At 62.7% G+C, this 14961-nt stretch carries 16 protein-coding genes; 8 read left to right on the forward strand and 8 right to left on the reverse strand.

Features of this window, described 5'->3' with window-relative positions:
• The first annotated feature begins 426 nt into the window (after window positions 1-426).
• From rpmB to NKH73_RS29030, 3 genes are all read left to right on the forward strand, one after another.
• A complete protein-coding gene (gene rpmB / locus NKH73_RS29020; protein ID WP_006328411.1) occupies window positions 427-723 on the forward strand; it encodes a 50S ribosomal protein L28 in 297 nt (98 codons plus the stop codon).
• Between the two features lie 78 nt (window positions 724-801).
• The gene (locus tag NKH73_RS29025; protein ID WP_352938110.1) at window positions 802-1482 is read left to right on the forward strand and encodes a queuosine precursor transporter; all 681 of its coding nucleotides are present in this window, start codon (window positions 802-804) and stop codon (window positions 1480-1482) included.
• A 108-nt stretch (window positions 1483-1590) separates the two neighbouring features.
• The gene (locus tag NKH73_RS29030) at window positions 1591-2292 is read left to right on the forward strand and encodes a spermidine synthase (RefSeq protein ID WP_352938112.1); all 702 of its coding nucleotides are present in this window, start codon (window positions 1591-1593) and stop codon (window positions 2290-2292) included.
• A 16-nt stretch (window positions 2293-2308) separates the two neighbouring features.
• On the opposite strand, the gene NKH73_RS29035 is transcribed toward NKH73_RS29030, so the two are convergent.
• The 4 genes from NKH73_RS29035 to NKH73_RS29050 form a co-directional block, all read right to left on the reverse strand.
• Window positions 2309-3340 carry an esterase-like activity of phytase family protein gene (locus tag NKH73_RS29035; protein ID WP_352938114.1) on the reverse strand — a complete coding sequence of 344 codons (1032 nt, stop codon included), beginning with the start codon at window positions 3338-3340 and terminating at the stop codon, window positions 2309-2311.
• Window positions 3337-5235, reverse strand: coding sequence for a cobaltochelatase subunit CobT (gene cobT, locus NKH73_RS29040; RefSeq protein ID WP_352938116.1), 1899 nt, complete (start codon window positions 5233-5235; stop codon window positions 3337-3339). Before cobT ends, NKH73_RS29035 begins: the two co-directional genes overlap by 4 nt.
• Before the next feature lie 11 nt (window positions 5236-5246).
• A complete protein-coding gene (cobS, locus tag NKH73_RS29045; protein WP_292165477.1) occupies window positions 5247-6233 on the reverse strand; it encodes a cobaltochelatase subunit CobS in 987 nt (328 codons plus the stop codon).
• Window positions 6234-6356: 123 nt separating this feature from the next.
• The gene (locus tag NKH73_RS29050; protein WP_095485929.1) at window positions 6357-6986 is read right to left on the reverse strand and encodes a J domain-containing protein; all 630 of its coding nucleotides are present in this window, start codon (window positions 6984-6986) and stop codon (window positions 6357-6359) included.
• Window positions 6987-7180: 194 nt separating this feature from the next.
• Here NKH73_RS29050 and NKH73_RS29055 point away from each other — a divergent pair, with 194 nt between their 5' ends.
• A complete protein-coding gene (locus tag NKH73_RS29055; protein WP_352938119.1) occupies window positions 7181-7483 on the forward strand; it encodes a BolA family protein in 303 nt (100 codons plus the stop codon).
• A gap of 3 nt (window positions 7484-7486) precedes the next feature.
• Here NKH73_RS29055 and NKH73_RS29060 read toward each other — a convergent pair whose 3' ends face one another.
• The 4 genes from NKH73_RS29060 to NKH73_RS29075 are packed head-to-tail and all read right to left on the reverse strand — an operon-like array spanning window position 7487 to window position 10949.
• Window positions 7487-8290 (reverse strand): alpha/beta hydrolase, encoded by an 804-nt coding sequence (locus NKH73_RS29060; protein ID WP_352938121.1) that lies wholly within the window; start codon window positions 8288-8290, stop codon window positions 7487-7489.
• Between the two features lie 3 nt (window positions 8291-8293).
• Window positions 8294-9187: an HlyC/CorC family transporter gene (locus NKH73_RS29065; RefSeq protein ID WP_352938123.1), complete on the reverse strand. Its 894-nt coding sequence runs from the start codon at window positions 9185-9187 to the stop codon at window positions 8294-8296.
• Window positions 9184-10347, reverse strand: coding sequence for a 3-dehydroquinate synthase (gene aroB / locus NKH73_RS29070; protein WP_352938126.1), 1164 nt, complete (start codon window positions 10345-10347; stop codon window positions 9184-9186). The genes NKH73_RS29065 and aroB overlap by 4 nt, the downstream gene beginning before the upstream one ends.
• Window positions 10344-10949 (reverse strand): shikimate kinase, encoded by a 606-nt coding sequence (locus NKH73_RS29075; RefSeq protein WP_352938129.1) that lies wholly within the window; start codon window positions 10947-10949, stop codon window positions 10344-10346. Before NKH73_RS29075 ends, aroB begins: the two co-directional genes overlap by 4 nt.
• 248 nt (window positions 10950-11197) lie before the next feature.
• Here NKH73_RS29075 and NKH73_RS29080 point away from each other — a divergent pair, with 248 nt between their 5' ends.
• The 4 genes from NKH73_RS29080 to NKH73_RS29095 all read left to right on the forward strand — a co-directional run bounded on the left by NKH73_RS29080 (window position 11198) and on the right by NKH73_RS29095 (window position 14961).
• On the forward strand, window positions 11198-11350 hold the full coding sequence (locus NKH73_RS29080; RefSeq protein ID WP_095485924.1) for a histidine kinase: 153 nt from the start codon (window positions 11198-11200) through the stop codon (window positions 11348-11350).
• Window positions 11351-11377: 27 nt separating this feature from the next.
• A complete protein-coding gene (locus tag NKH73_RS29085) occupies window positions 11378-12295 on the forward strand; it encodes a site-specific tyrosine recombinase XerD (protein WP_352938133.1) in 918 nt (305 codons plus the stop codon).
• 99 nt (window positions 12296-12394) lie between these two features.
• Window positions 12395-13345 carry an acetyl-CoA carboxylase carboxyltransferase subunit alpha gene (locus NKH73_RS29090; protein ID WP_352938136.1) on the forward strand — a complete coding sequence of 317 codons (951 nt, stop codon included), beginning with the start codon at window positions 12395-12397 and terminating at the stop codon, window positions 13343-13345.
• A gap of 287 nt (window positions 13346-13632) precedes the next feature.
• Window positions 13633-14961 (forward strand): L,D-transpeptidase family protein, encoded by a 1329-nt coding sequence (locus NKH73_RS29095; protein ID WP_352938138.1) that lies wholly within the window; start codon window positions 13633-13635, stop codon window positions 14959-14961.

Genomic DNA, 14961 nt, shown 5'->3' on the forward strand with positions numbered 1-14961 from the left:
ATCGAATAGCTATCGCCTTCGTAACTGCTGGAAAAGCTTGCCTTGGCCACCGAGAGGCCGAGTAACGACACCGTATACTCACCCTTGAAAGATTGTAGGGTGGCGGCAGACGTTGCCGTCGGCAGCGCGGCGGCAAGCATGGCAGCAAGAGCATGAGACAAACGAAGCATGGCGGGGGATCGGTCCTCGATTTTCGGCTGGAGAAAGGCAACTCCGGCCTGGCATCTCCCTGTGTGACCGCTTATAGGCTGAATTCCGGCCTTTATGTGAAGGCACTGTCAGACCGCGCGGAAGCCGGAGCTTGACGCATCGGCGAAATGCAACTATGGAACGCCAACTTTTTCCATAAGGCCGCCTGACCGAAACCGCGCGCCACCCGGCGCGGGTCGAATGTTTGGCCCGACCGAGAACTGAAGGTTTAGAACCATGTCCCGCACCTGCGAACTCACTGCCAAAGCAGTCATGTCCGGCAACAATGTGAGCCACGCCAACAACAAGACCAAGCGTCGCTTCCTGCCGAATCTCGTCAATGTGACGCTGATCTCGGAAGCGCTGAACCAGAATGTGCGCCTGCGCATTTCGGCCAATGCGTTGCGTTCGGTCGAGCATCGCGGCGGCCTTGATGCGTTCCTGGCCAAGGCCGACGCCAAGGAACTGTCGCAGCGCGCGCGCCTGCTGAAGAAGCAGATCGCCAAGAAGCTGGCCGAACAGCCGGCCGCTTAGTTCAGGCGGCCGCCTTCCAAGGAGTGTCGTCCGAACTCGGCATGACACCCCGCTGGTTCCATTACCCAGGATAAAAAAATGCGTTTTTCTTCCCGGTATCTACCCTTTGTTGCGGCCATGGCGCTTGTCGTCGTGGCGTCGAATGTTCTCGTGCAATTCCCGGTGCAAGGTGCGATCGGCGGCCTATCGCTGGCCGACATCCTGACTTGGGGCGCCTTCACCTATCCCATCTCCTTCCTGGTCACCGATCTTGCCAATCGCCGTCACGGTCCGGCCGTAGCGCGCCGGATCGTCTTTATCGGCTTCTCGACGGCGGTGATCTGCTCGATCCTCGTCCCGCCCCTGCTGTCCCGCCACGGCCTGATCGAATTTGAGACGGCCGCCGACCGGCTGGTGCGCATTGCGGCGGCTTCAGGCGCGGCGTTCCTGATCGCGCAATTGCTCGACGTAACCGTGTTCAACTGGCTGCGTCGGCAAAGCTGGTGGCGCGCCCCGATCGTCGGCACGCTGGTCGGCTCGGTGTTCGACACCGCCGTGTTCTTCACCGTCGCCTTTTCGGCGGCGTTTGCCTTCGCTGGCCCAAACGATGGCTTCGCGCTCGAAACCGTACCGCTGATGGGCGTGCTGCCGGTCGAGACCATGCGCTGGGTGTCATGGGCGCTCGGCGACCTCGGCGTGAAGCTGATTATCGCGGTGGTGGCGCTGATCCCCTACCGGCTGCTTGCCGCACGCTGGAGCCAGCCGGCAGTGGCGGCATAGATAGGACATGGTCCCGAACCGAAGGTCCGCGTCAGCGAAAACTGGGAACCGGTTTTTGCTATCGCTGACCTTCGGCTCGGAAAATATCATGCTCACAGGTTCTCGAGCATGATCCCATGGGTCCAGCTCGACACCGCGAAAACGCCTGACGGCGAGCATGAGCTTCGCCTGAAACAACGCGGCGCCGAGTTCTCGATCATGCTTGGCTCGAACGAGCTGATGAACAGCCGCCTCAGCGGCTCTGAGGAGGCGCTGGCCAGGCTGTCCTGCCAAAGGATTGCCGGCCGCCGGCAATCCAAAATCCTGATCGGCGGGTTAGGCATGGGTTTTACGCTACGCGCGGCCCTTGCCGAGCTTGGCGCCGATGCCGGTGTCGTTGTTGCGGAGTTGGTGCCAGCCGTCGTGGCGTGGGCACGCGGCCCGATGGCGGCGGTGTTCGGCGGCTGTCTCGACGATCCGCGCGTCAGCATTCGCGAGGCGGATGTTGGGCAGCTCATCAAATCGGGCGCGGCAAGCTATGACGCCATCCTGCTCGACGTCGACAACGGTCCCGAAGGGATCGTCCACAAGGCCAATGATGCTCTTTACAGCATAACCGGGCTGAACAGCGCGAGAGCAGCGCTCAAGTCCGGCGGCGTTCTGGCGGTCTGGTCGCAGGGACCCGACAGCGGCTTTACCCGCAGGCTCAAGCAGGCAGGCTTCACGGTCGAGGAGGCCAAGGTAAGGGCCAACGGCAAGCGCGGGGCGCGCCACATCATCTGGCTTGCCACCAACGGACCCCAGGCCGCAGCAGCCGGCGCGAAGCTTTAGACGGTACCGCCGCCTCTCAATCCTCGTGCAGGATGAATTCCAGGTAGAGGTTGCGCTGTAGCATCGAGTGGTTGTCGTCGGAGATCAGCGACACCATCACCGCGCCGTCATCGCGGGTCCAGACGTCGAGCCCTTCCATGTTGTCGATCTGGTAGGCCATGTCGGCTTCCATCAGCACCGGCCCATCGGCAACGGCGCCCTTCTCGACGCTCTCCCCATAAATACGCCTCAGCCGCATTTTGACGCCGCCGCCCATCGAAAAGCTGCGCTCCAAAAGCAGAAGGTCGCCATCGGGCAGGAACGCGCCGTCGGTGATGTCGAAATCACCGTTGCGCTTGACGGTGAAGACGCCCTTGTGCGGACCTTCGATGACAGCCGCATAGATGTTGCCCGATTTGTCGAGGCTCTTCTCCGATACCACGACCAACCCGCCTTCGTGTTGGCCGTTAGGGTTAGCGTAGGTGACGGTCTCGAAGCCGCGATTCTGGCGGAGTTCCCAGGCCGGAACCAGGAAATCCAGCTGTCTGAACGGCGGCTTCATGTTGTCCGGGTCGATGCTGAACTGCGCGACACGGTGGTTGCGCTCGAAGCTGACCGTGGCAATGCCGTCCTTGACCGCAAGGCCTTCGGCGTCGACCTCCCATTTCTCGTCGGCCAGATGGCCTGATGCGTCGACCATTTGCTGCATGCGGAAATTCTGGATGCCCGATGGGCGTTTTTCGGCATCGTGGGTAATCGTGCCGAAAAACCAGAAACCGGTGTCGGCCACGCCGGTGAAATCACTGCCGGGCTTGAGGAAGCGAAACGCCGATAGCGCGCCGAAATCGCGTGACGGCGAAGTCATTTCCAGCCCGCCGACGAATTCGAGCGGGCCAAACTGCTTTTCGTCCCGGCCGATGTGAAACCGGTTTATCGGCCGTGCCGAGATTTCGACCGGATCGACCGAAACCGGGCCGGCGGCGATGGAAGGCGACAAGGCGATGCCGGCAACGAACAGCGCTGCGGCGGCGAAAACCGTCTGCCGAAAGCCGCCCCGCGAAAAAATCATCCGGCGCGCCGCATGCCACCGCGCCGCGTGTCCCGCGCGCTTTCCTCGCCAAACAGCGAAGCGAGCTGCTCGGTCATGGCGCCGGCCAGTTCCTCTGCATCGACGATGGTAACGGCGCGCCTATAGTAGCGGGTGACGTCATGGCCGATGCCGATGGCCAAGAGCTCGACCGGCGAGCGCGTCTCGATCAGTTCGATGACGGCGCGCAGATGCCGTTCGAGATAGTTGCCCGGATTGACCGACAGCGTCGAATCGTCGACCGGCGCCCCGTCCGAGATCATCATCAGGATCTTGCGCTGCTCCGGCCGGGCGATCAGGCGGTTATGCGCCCACAGCAGCGCCTCGCCGTCGATGTTTTCCTTGAGCAGGCCCTCGCGCATCATCAGGCCGAGATTGCGGCGCGCCCGCCGCCATGGATGATCGGCGGATTTGTAGATGATGTGGCGCAAATCGTTGAGACGCCCGGGATTCGGCGGCTTGCCTTCCTTCAGCCATTTCTCGCGCGCCTGCCCGCCTTTCCAGGCGCGGGTGGTGAAGCCGAGGATCTCGACCGAGACGCCGCAGCGCTCCAGCGTCCGCGCCAGAATGTCGGCGCAGGTAGCGGCGACCGTGATCGGCCGGCCGCGCATCGAGCCCGAATTGTCGAGCACCAGCGTCACTACCGTGTCGCGGAACTTGGTGTCACGTTCCTGCTTGAAGGACAGCGGCTGCATCGGGTCGATGACGACGCGCACCAGCCGCGCCGGATCGAGATAACCCTCTTCGAGATCGAAATCCCAGGAGCGGTTCTGCTGCGCCATCAGGCGGCGCTGCAGCCGGTTGGCCAGCCGGCCGACGACGCCCGACAGGTTGGCAAGCTGCTTGTCGAGGAAGGCGCGCAGCCGGTCCAGCTCTTCCTCTTCGCACAGGTCCTCCGCACCAACCGTCTCGTCGAAGGCGGTGGTGAAGACCTTGTAGTCGATTTCCTTCGACAGATTGGCGAAGGGATTGTCGTTGCGGCGCGCCTCGCCGGGCGTCTCGGCATCGGCGTCGTCATCGTCGGACAGGTCGTCGGCGGTGGCATCTGATGCCTCCGTCTCGGCCGATTGCTCGTCGTCGGACGACGCCTCGGTGTCATCGGACTGCGACTGCTCGGAGCCGGAATCGTCCTCGCCGCCCTCCTCGCTCTGCTCCTCGCCTTGCGGCTGGTTGTCGTCATTGTCCTCGGAGTCTTCGGTCTCCTGGTCGTCACCGAGTTCCTCGGCGATTTCCATGGAAGCCAGCATCTCGCGTACGACACGGGCGAATGCCTGCTGGTCGTCGAGCTTTGCCGACAGCCCGTCGAGATCGGAGCTGGCCTTTTCCTCGACCCAGGGGCGCCAGAGGTCGACCAACCGCTCGCCGCTCTTCGGCACGGCGCGGCCGGTCAGCTTTTCGCGCACCATCAAGGCCAGCGCTTCCTCGATCGGCGCGTCGGCCTTGTCCTTGACGTCGATGAGGTTGGCCTTGGCGTATTTGTCCTCGAGCATCGAGCCGATGTTGTCGGCCACGCCTTGCATGGCGCGGCTGCCTATCGCCTCGACGCGGGCCTGCTCGACCGCATCGTAGATCGCGCGGGCCTGCTTGCCCTCCGGCGCCAGCCTGGTGTGGATGCGCATGTCGTGACAGGCGCGCTTCAGCGCCATGGAATCACCGAGGCCGCGGGTGATGGCGATGTCCGCCTTCGACGCTTTCTTCGGCAATTCCGGCAGCCGCGCCCGGCTGCCGGCGAGCGCCGGCCGATCTTTGGCGAAACCGACTTCGAGCTCCTTGTCGCCGGCAATCGCGCGCATGCAGACGGTGACGGCGCGCTTGAAGCTGTCGGCTTCAGAACCCGTCTTCGACTTGTTGCGCGTGTTGTCGCCCGGACCCGCCATCGAGACTCTGCTTAGCCCAGCACCACATTGGCGGCCGATTCAGGCAGATCTTCGCCAAAGGCGCGCTGGTAGAACTCGGCCACGAGCGAGCGTTCCAGCTCGTCGCACTTGTTGAGGAAGGTCAGCCGGAACGCCATGCCGATATCGCCGAAGATTTCGGCATTCTCGGCCCAGGTGATGACTGTGCGTGGGCTCATGACGGTCGAAAGGTCGCCGTTGATGAAGGCCGAACGCGTCATGTCGGCGACGCGCACCATCTTGTTGACGATCTCCTTGCCCTTGCCATCGCGATAGTGCTTGGCCTTGGCCAGCACGATGTTCACCTCGTTGTCGTGCGGCAGATAGTTCAGCGTGGTGACGATCGACCAGCGGTCCATCTGTGCCTGATTGATCTGCTGGGTGCCGTGATAGAGGCCGGTGGTGTCGCCGAGGCCGACCGTGTTGGCGGTGGAGAACAGCCGGAACGCTGGATGTGGGCGGATGACCCGGCTCTGGTCGAGCAGCGTCAGCCGGCCGGACGATTCCAGCACGCGCTGGATGACGAACATCACATCGGGGCGGCCGGCATCGTACTCGTCGAAGCACAGCGCGACATTGTGCTGATAGGCCCATGGCAGGATGCCGTCGCGGAATTCGGTGATCTGCAGCCCTTCCTTAACGACGATGGCATCCTTGCCGACGAGGTCGATGCGGCTGACATGGCTGTCGAGATTGACGCGCACCATAGGCCAGTTGAGGCGGGCGGCGACCTGCTCGATATGCGTCGACTTGCCGGTGCCGTGATAGCCCGACACCATGACGCGGCGGTTGTAGGCGAAGCCGGCGAGGATTGCCATCGTCGTGTTCTTGTCGAACAGATAGTCCGGATCGATGTCGGGCACGTGCTCTGATGTCACCGAGTAGGCCGGCACCACCATCTTGGATTCAAAGCCGAATTTCTCCTTCACCGACACGGTGGTGTCGGGCAGGTTGGCGATGTCGCGATCGACCTTGTTCATCACTATCAACGTCTCCACGGGCGAAACGCCTGATTTCGCCGGCAATCGATTTTGTTCGGGGGCGGTCTTAAAGCCTTTTCCAACCTTATGAAAGTTGGAAAACGACACGAACCGTAAGGTCGCTCAGCACAATCCTGCTTGTTTGAGCACGCGATAGGCCTGGAGCACATCGCGGAACCGGTCTTCCGAACCTCTGTCGCCGCCATTCGCATCCGGATGGTGACGTTTCACCAGTTCCTTATAGCGCGCCTTGATGTCCTTGCCAGTCGCCTTTGTATCAAGGCCAAGCGTTTCCAGCGCCTTGGCCTCAAGCGGCTTGGCCTTGCGCTCGCGCACCTCGCGCGGATCCTTGGGACCTTTGAACAGGTCGAACGGATCGCGCATGCGGTTGTAGTAGCCGGCGCGGCCGGAACGCTGCTGGGCAAAATCGGGCGAAGAGCGCGTCGAGGCACCATTGACGCCCATCTTCCATGTCGGCCGGTGGCCGGTCATCGCTTCCTTCTGGAAGCGGGCGATCTCGGTGTCGGGGACGCCGGAGAAATAATTGAAGCCCTTGTTGTACTCCCGCACATGATCGAAGCAGAACTGAAAATACTCGCCCTCCTTCATGCGTCCGACCGGCGCGCGATGGGTGCCGGCCTCCTTGCAACCGTCCCACTGGCAGATCGGCGAGCGCGACTTCAGCTCCGCATCCTTCTCCGGGCGGATGCGAATTTTTTCGAAATATTTGGGGTACGGTTTCATCTCACCCATTTATGGGCTGTTCGTTGGTGCGAAACAAGAATTGACATTTTCGCGATGATCGCCCTAACCGCTGAATCGCGGCATAAAGCGGGCGATCGGCGAATTTTGTCGCGGCGACGACACCGCGCGTCCTCGAGGACACGCAAAAGGGTATCGATTTTCGGGGATCATGCGCCAGCCATATGTGGTGAAGGGAAGTACGAATGTCCATACAGTCAACGATGGAAGGCAAGTTGAAGAAGGCGTTCTCGCCGGAGCGGCTGGTCATCATCAACGAAAGCCATCTCCATGCCGGCCATCACCATCAGGACTCCGACCATCACGGCACCTATGACGGCACCGGCGAGACGCATTTCCGCGTCCGCATCGTCTCCCCGGCCTTTGCCGGCATGAGCCGCATCGAGCGCCACCGCGCGGTCAACGAATTGCTGGCCGACGAGCTGAAGGCCGGTGTCCATGCGCTGGCGATCGAGCCGGCCGCGCCGGACGAAAAGACCAGGTGGTAGGCATCAGCCGAGCGCTGCCTCCAGGAAAGTCATCACCGTACGGGTCAAGGCATCGCCTTCGTCGCCGAAATCGCGATTGATCGACATATGCGAATAGGCGCTGCCGTCGAACAGCGTCACCTCCGTTCCGGTCGCCCGCAGGCGCTCCGAGAAGTCCTGTGCGGCTGCCCCGCGACCCGCTGCGTGCGAATAGGCGATGAAGGTCGGCGGATGTTTGCGGCTCCCAACATGAGAGGCCGGTGACAGTGTGCGCCACTGCGCCGGGTCGGGAAAGGCCCGGGCATAGGCCCGCGTCATGCCGCCGCTTCTCGCAAGCGCCTCCAAATCATAGGCTCTGGTATCATTCAGTACCAGCGCCACGACGCCGGGCAGACCGCCGCGCAGCCCGGTCAGCGCGGCGAGATGACAGCCGGCCGAATGGCCCATGACCGCTATCCGGTTCGGATCGCCGCCATATCTGGCGATGTTGGCGCGCACGTAGCGATATGCCTGCTCGACATCGTCGGCCTGGGTGGCGACATCGGCCTTAGGCAGCATCCGGTAGTCGATGGAGACGAAGCAGAAGCCATTGTCGAGCAGGAAGCCCGGCTTGACGTTGACGTTGGCGCGATCGCCGGCCCGCCAGGCGCCGCCATGGATGAAAAAGACCACTGGCAGGCCGCTTGCGCCATCGCGCGAATAGATGTCGAGCTTGGCCGGTCCGTAGTCGAAGGTCTGCGGGGACGGCGAGCGCCGGGGCGATGCCGCCGAAGCGCTGGCCGGCAACAAAGCCATTGATATCAAAAGCAGCGTTCGCCGATCGATCATAATCTAAACGTCACCGGCCGGCCTGATCCTCAGCCTTGCGATCCGGTTCTTGTCGCGCTTCATGACGACGAAGCGCTTGCCGTGAAAGGTGAAAGCCTGCTTCTCGTCCGGGATCAATTGCGTCTCGTGGATGACGAGACCGGCAATGGTGGTGGCTTCCTCGTCCGGCAAGTCCCAGTCGAGCGCCCGGTTCAGGTCGCGGATCGGCACAGTGCCGTCGACGACGACGGAGCCGTCGGCTTCCTGCTTGACGCCCTGAATGTCGATATCGTGCTCGTCGGCGATCTCGCCGACGATCTCCTCGATGATATCCTCCAGCGTCACCAGCCCCTCGACCTCGCCATACTCATCGACGACGATGGCGAAATGCGCCTTGCGACGCAGGAAGGCGTTGAGCTGTTCCTGCAGCGTCGTGGTGTCGGGCACGAACCACGGTTTTGTCGCGATCTTCATCACGTCGATCTGGGAAAAGTCGTTGCCGACATCGTTCAGCGCGCGCAGCAGGTCCTTGGCATGCAACACGCCCACGATGTTGTCGAGTGAGCCCTTCCACAAGGGCATGCGGGTATGCGGGCTCTGCAGGATCTCGCGCACCAGCGCTTCCGGCGGATTGTCGGCATTGACCGAGCGCATGTTCGTGCGATGGACCATGACATCGGACACTTCGAGCTCATCGAGGTCGGACAGGCGGCCGATGCGGGGGCGATCCTCACGCGCCATCTGGCCGTCGCGGCGAAAATCGTCGACGGCGCCGCGCGATTCATCATGGTTCGAACGCTGCGGCTCGATGCGCTGCAGTTCATAGCCGAAAGCGGCGAGCAGGCGCCTGCGAAAGACGAAAGCGAGCAGGCCGAGCCCGGCAAGGACAGCAGCGACGATCCAGCCGGCCTCGTTCATTCCGGGTGGCTTTTCTGCCGACCCGAACGGCTTTCCTGCTGATCCGGATGATTCTCCCTTAGAAACGACAGCACTTCCGACGCCGGCACGTCCCTGGCGATGAAAGCCTGACCGATGCCACGCGTCAGGATGAAGGTCAGCGTGCCGCGCGAGACCTTCTTGTCCTGGGTGATGAAGGCCAGCAGCGCCTCGGAATCAGGCAATTCGCCCGGAATATCGGCCATGCGCCAAGGCAGGCCAGCGGCGCGGAGGTGCGCCTCGACGCGCGCCGCATCGTCGGGACTTGCCAGATTGAGGCGGGACGAAAAGCGATAGGCCAGCGCCATGCCGATGGCGACCCCCTCGCCGTGGACGAGACGGGCGCTGTCATAGCTGGTGGCGGCCTCGAGTGCGTGGCCGAACGTGTGGCCGAGATTGAGCAGCGCGCGGTCGCCGGTCTCGAACTCGTCGCGGGCGACGACATCGGCCTTGGCGCGGCAGGCTTCGGCGATGGCCTCGGCTCGCTTCGGGCCGCCGGCAAACACTTGGCCCCAGTTTTCCTCCAGCCAGGCAAAGAAGTCGGGACGGTCGATGAGCCCGTATTTGGCGAGTTCGGCATAGCCGGCTCTGAATTCCCGGATCGGCAGCGTGTCGAGCACTTCGGTGTCGGCCAGCACCAGCCTCGGCTGATGGAAGACGCCGACGAGGTTCTTGCCGCGCGCACTGTTGATGCCGGTCTTGCCGCCAACCGAAGAGTCGACCTGCGCCAGCAGCGAAGTCGGGATCTGCACGAAATTCATGCCGCGGCGTACGATCCCGGCGGCAAATCCGGCCAGATCGCCAATGACGCCGCCGCCGAGCGCGATGACGACATCGCCGCGCTCAAGCCTGGCCGCCAGAACGCCGTCCACCACCTCCTCGAGATGCGCGAAACTCTTGGTCTTTTCCCCAGCCGGCAGCGTGATGACGGCAGGCTGGATGCCGCCCTTTTCAAGGCCGGCCTTCAACGTGTCGAGATGTGCTGCGGCGACATTGACGTCGGTGACCACCGCGGCGCGCCTGCCCGGCAGGCGGAGCGAAATCTCGGTACCGGCGCGCGAAAGCAGGCCGGAGCCGATCAAAATGTCATAAGCACGATCGCCGAGCCCGACTTCGACAGTGACTGTCGCATTGATGCTCATGATCGCACCTCGCCTGTCGTGGCTCCAACGCCGAAATACCCGCAAAGCGCGCTCACCACCTCGGCCGCAATGACCTCCTTGCGATCGTCGCGGGTCGGCACGGTGACATCGGCGGCTGCGTAGACCGGATAGCGCTCGGCCATCAACCGCTCGATCACGGCGCGGGGGTCGGCGCTTTTGAGAAGCGGCCGGTTCTGCTTCTTGGAAACGCGGTCCATCAGGAGGTCGATCTCGGCCTTCAGCCATACCGACACGCCATGGCCGGCAATGGCTTCCCGCGTCTGCGCGCTCATGAACGCGCCGCCACCCGTCGACAGCACCTGCGGGCCATGTTCCAGCACGCGCAGGATGACGCGCTGCTCCAGCGCCCGAAACTCGGGCTCGCCATAGCGCTCGAACAGTTCCGGGACGCTCATGCGCGACACGCTTTCGATTTCCTGGTCGCTGTCGATGAAAGGCAGCCCCAACATCGCCGCCACCTTGCGGCCGATCGCCGTCTTGCCGGCACCCATGAGGCCGACAAAGACGACGGAACGGCTGCCCAGCCGATCGAGCAGCGCGGCATAGCTCTCATCAGGAGGATTTGCTGGTAGCGCGTTCATGACACCATGATGTTTCTAAGCAGGTTCCGCAAAATGTCCCACGGTTTTGCGACAACAACCTGCGACAAACCAAAGAATCTAGCAGCCCACCAATGCCTGCTTAGGACCTCTTTGCCGGCGTATCGACATCAAAAGCCTGTTTGCGTCAAGCGTGGTGCGCGCCGAGCTTCGTCCTTGAATTGGCCGGATTGGCGTCTCATAAGGGCGCAGGGTTTGGAAACGCAGAACAAGAAGACGGGCGAAAATTGATGCCGACACTGTTCCGCTTTGTCGTGACGCTCACGATTCTGGCCGGCATTGTCTATGGCGCGATGTTCGCTCTGGCGATGTTCGTCGAGCCGAGAAAGGCCGAAATGAGCGTGCGCATCCCTCCCGAAAAGCTGAACCCCAAGAAAAACTGACCAAAAAGAAAAATTGACCCGAAAGAAATGAACAGCGCAGCCCGCATCGAAGCCTTTCTGGAAATGATGAGCGCCGAGCGGGGTGCGGCCGAAAACACGCTTTCCAGCTATCGCCGCGACCTCGAAGACGCTTCGGCCGAGATCGACGGCGGGCTTGCCGGTGCCGTCGCCGCCGATATCCGCGCCTATCTCGACGACATCGCCGCGCGCGGTTTTGCCGCCACCTCGCAGGCGCGCAAACTGTCGGCGATCCGCCAGTTCTTCAAGTTCCTTTACGCCGAGGGCCTGCGCGGCGACGACCCGACCGGAACCCTGGACAGTCCGAAGAAGGGCCGGCCGCTGCCGAAGACGATGAGCGAGGCCGATACCGGCCGGCTGATCGACCGTGCAGCGCAAGAGGCAAGTGACGCCTCGCTGAACGACGGCGACAGTCTGGCGGCGCTGCGCCTGCATGCGCTGGTCGAGGTGCTCTACGCCACCGGCCTGCGCGTTTCCGAACTGGTCGGCCTGCCGGTGACGGTGGCGTTGCGCGACGATCGTTTCTTCATGGTGCGCGGCAAGGGTGACAAGGAACGCATGGTGCCGCTGTCGGCAAAGGCGCGCCTGGCGATGCGGGCCTGGCTCGCTGCCCGGGCAACGGTGCCGGCTCTTGCAAACAGCCCGTTCCTGTTTCCGGCAGCAGGCGATAGCGGCTATCTCTCCAGGCAGGTCTTCGCACGCGAGCTGAAAGGCCTCGCCGCGCGGGCCGGCATCGCCTCGGCGAAAATATCGCCGCATGTGCTGCGCCATGCTTTCGCCAGCCATCTCCTGCAGAACGGCGCCGATCTCAGGGCCGTGCAGCAGTTGCTTGGCCATGCCGATATTTCAACGACGCAGATTTACACGCATGTGCTGGAGGAGCGGCTGGTGCGGCTGGTCAACGAACATCATCCGCTTGCCGACTAGGCGTCATATCGCTATGTGAGGACCACGTTCCATCGCCCGGAGCCTCTATTTCCTGGGTTCCGCCAGTCATTGCCTCCCGGTCTATCGGTCCGCTCAAGAATGTACAATTACCTCGATTTCGAAAAGCCGGTCGCCGATCTCGAGGGCAAGATCCTCGAGTTGAAGAAACTCGCCGAGAATGGCGAGGCGGTCGATGTCGGCGATGAGATCAGCCGTCTCGAGAAGCGCGTGCGCGACGCGCTGCGCGACATCTATAAGGCGCTGACGCCGTGGCAGAAGGTGCAGGTGGCCCGCCATCCGGACAGGCCGCATTGCGTCGACTACATCAAGGGTCTGTTCAACGATTTCACGCCGCTCGCCGGCGACCGCAATTTCGGCGAGGACCAGGCGATCGTCGGTGGCTTCGCCCGCTTCCGCGGCGAGCCGGTGGCGATCATCGGCCAGGAAAAAGGTTCGGACACGGCCAGCCGGCTGAAGCACAATTTCGGCTCGGTGCGACCGGAGGGCTACCGCAAGGCGGTGCGGCTGATGGAACTCGCCGACCGCTTCAATATCCCGTTGCTGACGCTGGTCGATACGGCCGGTGCCTATCCCGGCGTCAACGCCGAGGAGCGTGGCCAGGCGGAAGCCATCGCCCGCTCGACCTCGGCCTGTCTCGGCCTGAAGGTGCCGTCGATCTCGGTAGTCATCGGCGAAGGCGGCTCGGGCGGTGCCATTGCGATCGCCACCGCCAACCGCGTCTACATGCTCGAGCACGCCATCTATTCGGTGATCTCGCCGGAAGGCGCCGCTTCGATCCTGTGGCGTGACACCACCCGCTCGAAGGATGCAGCGACCAACATGAAGATCACCGCCCAGGATCTGCTGGAGCTGAAGATCATCGACGCCATCATTCCCGAACCGCTGGGTGGCGCCCATCGTGGCCCGGAAGCGGTCATCGCCGCCACCGGCGACCTCATCGCCAAGACGATGAAGGAGTTCTCCGGCGCCAATACCGATTTTCGCGAGCAGCGCCGCGAGAAATACCTGGCTATGGGGCGCAACCTCTAGACCATGATCCCGGAAAGTGGGAACCGGTTTTCGGAAACGATCATGGTCAGACTAGAGGATTCAGCCTATCTGATTGAAATCGGACGGACCGCGAAACGTTTTCAGCGCCGCAATGTGGCGAGATTGAGCACTTCCGCCACAAAAATGCCGCGGCATTCGGTTCAATCAACTTGCCGTAAGGGGATGCGCCCGGCGCTTGCGGTAAGGAATTTTCAAGGTTAACGGGCTTAGGGTTGGGCTAACGGCGCTGATGCCTGCGGTCCAAAAGAAAAGACATAGCCATAATCATGTTTGCCAAGCTTGCCCGCACCGGACTTCTGATTGCCGCGATAGGCATCGCCGGCTGCACCGATTCTTCGGTGAAGGACTTCGCCCCACAGGCCAACAAGCCGTTGCCCGACAAGATCCTGGCCAGCATGAAGGCCAAGGGCATGACCCGCACCTCGCCGGTGATGGCCCGCATCTTCAAGGAAGAAGGCAAGCTCGAAATCTGGAAGGCCAAGACCAACGGCCGCTACGACTTGGTCGCCAGCTACGACATCTGCAAATGGTCGGGCAAGCTGGGTCCCAAATTCACCGAAGGCGACCGCCAGGCGCCGGAAGGCTTCTACACGGTCCGTCCGGCGCAGATGAATCCGCGGTCGAACTACCACCTTGCCTTCAACATCGGCTATCCTAACGTTTACGACCGCGCCAATGGCCGCACCGGTTCCCATCTGATGGTCCATGGCGCCTGCTCGTCGTCGGGCTGCTATTCGATGACCGACGCGCAGATCGAGCAAATCTACGCCTTCGGCCGCGATGCTTTCCAGGGCGGGCAGACCGAATTCCAGATCCAGGCCTTTCCGTTCCGCATGACCGCCGCCAACATGGCGCGCTATCGCAAAGATCCGAACTACGAATTCTGGAAGATGCTGAAGGTCGGCTACGACAATTTCGAGATCACCAAGGTGCCGCCGAAGGTCGACGTCTGCGAGAAGCGCTACGTCTTCAATCAGGTCGCGCCCGACGGCGCGACGTTCGATCCGGCCGGCGCCTGCCCTGCGACGACGCAGCCGGATTCGCTGAAGAGCGCCTTCAATGCTTACCAGAGCACCTACGAAGCGGCCTTCAACGGCGCGGTCAAGGCCAGCGTGCCGGCCCCCAAGCCGACCATTGCCGGGATCAAGGAAGCCAGCATTGTTTCCGAATGGTCGAAAAAGCGCGCCCGTGGCGAACGCGTGCCGATCGAGCCGCCATCGCTCAACGCCGACGGCTCGTTGACGGCCACGGCGCGCATGGGCCGCATCGATTCGCCGGCCGGCCGCAAGATGGCCGCGCTCGATGCGGAAAAGGCCGCCAAGCAGAAGGCCGAGGAGCAAAGGCTTGCCGCCATAGAAGCGGCCAAGGCCGAGAAAGAGGCGGCCAAGGCTCAGGCTGTAGCCGAAACGGAAGCGGCCAAGATTAATTCGCTGGCCGAAGAGGGGGATGCCATGGCCGCGGCCGAAGCGCCTGTCGCTACCGCGACAATCGCGTCGCCCCCAGAGGCCGCCCCGGCCGAAACGCAGGCGGCCAATGCCGATGAAAGCAGGGTCACAAAGCTGAAGAACAAACTGCTCGGCATGTTCGGCGGCTAA

Source organism: Mesorhizobium sp. M0938 (assembly GCF_040319125.1).
GTDB lineage: Bacteria > Pseudomonadota > Alphaproteobacteria > Rhizobiales > Rhizobiaceae > Mesorhizobium > Mesorhizobium robiniae.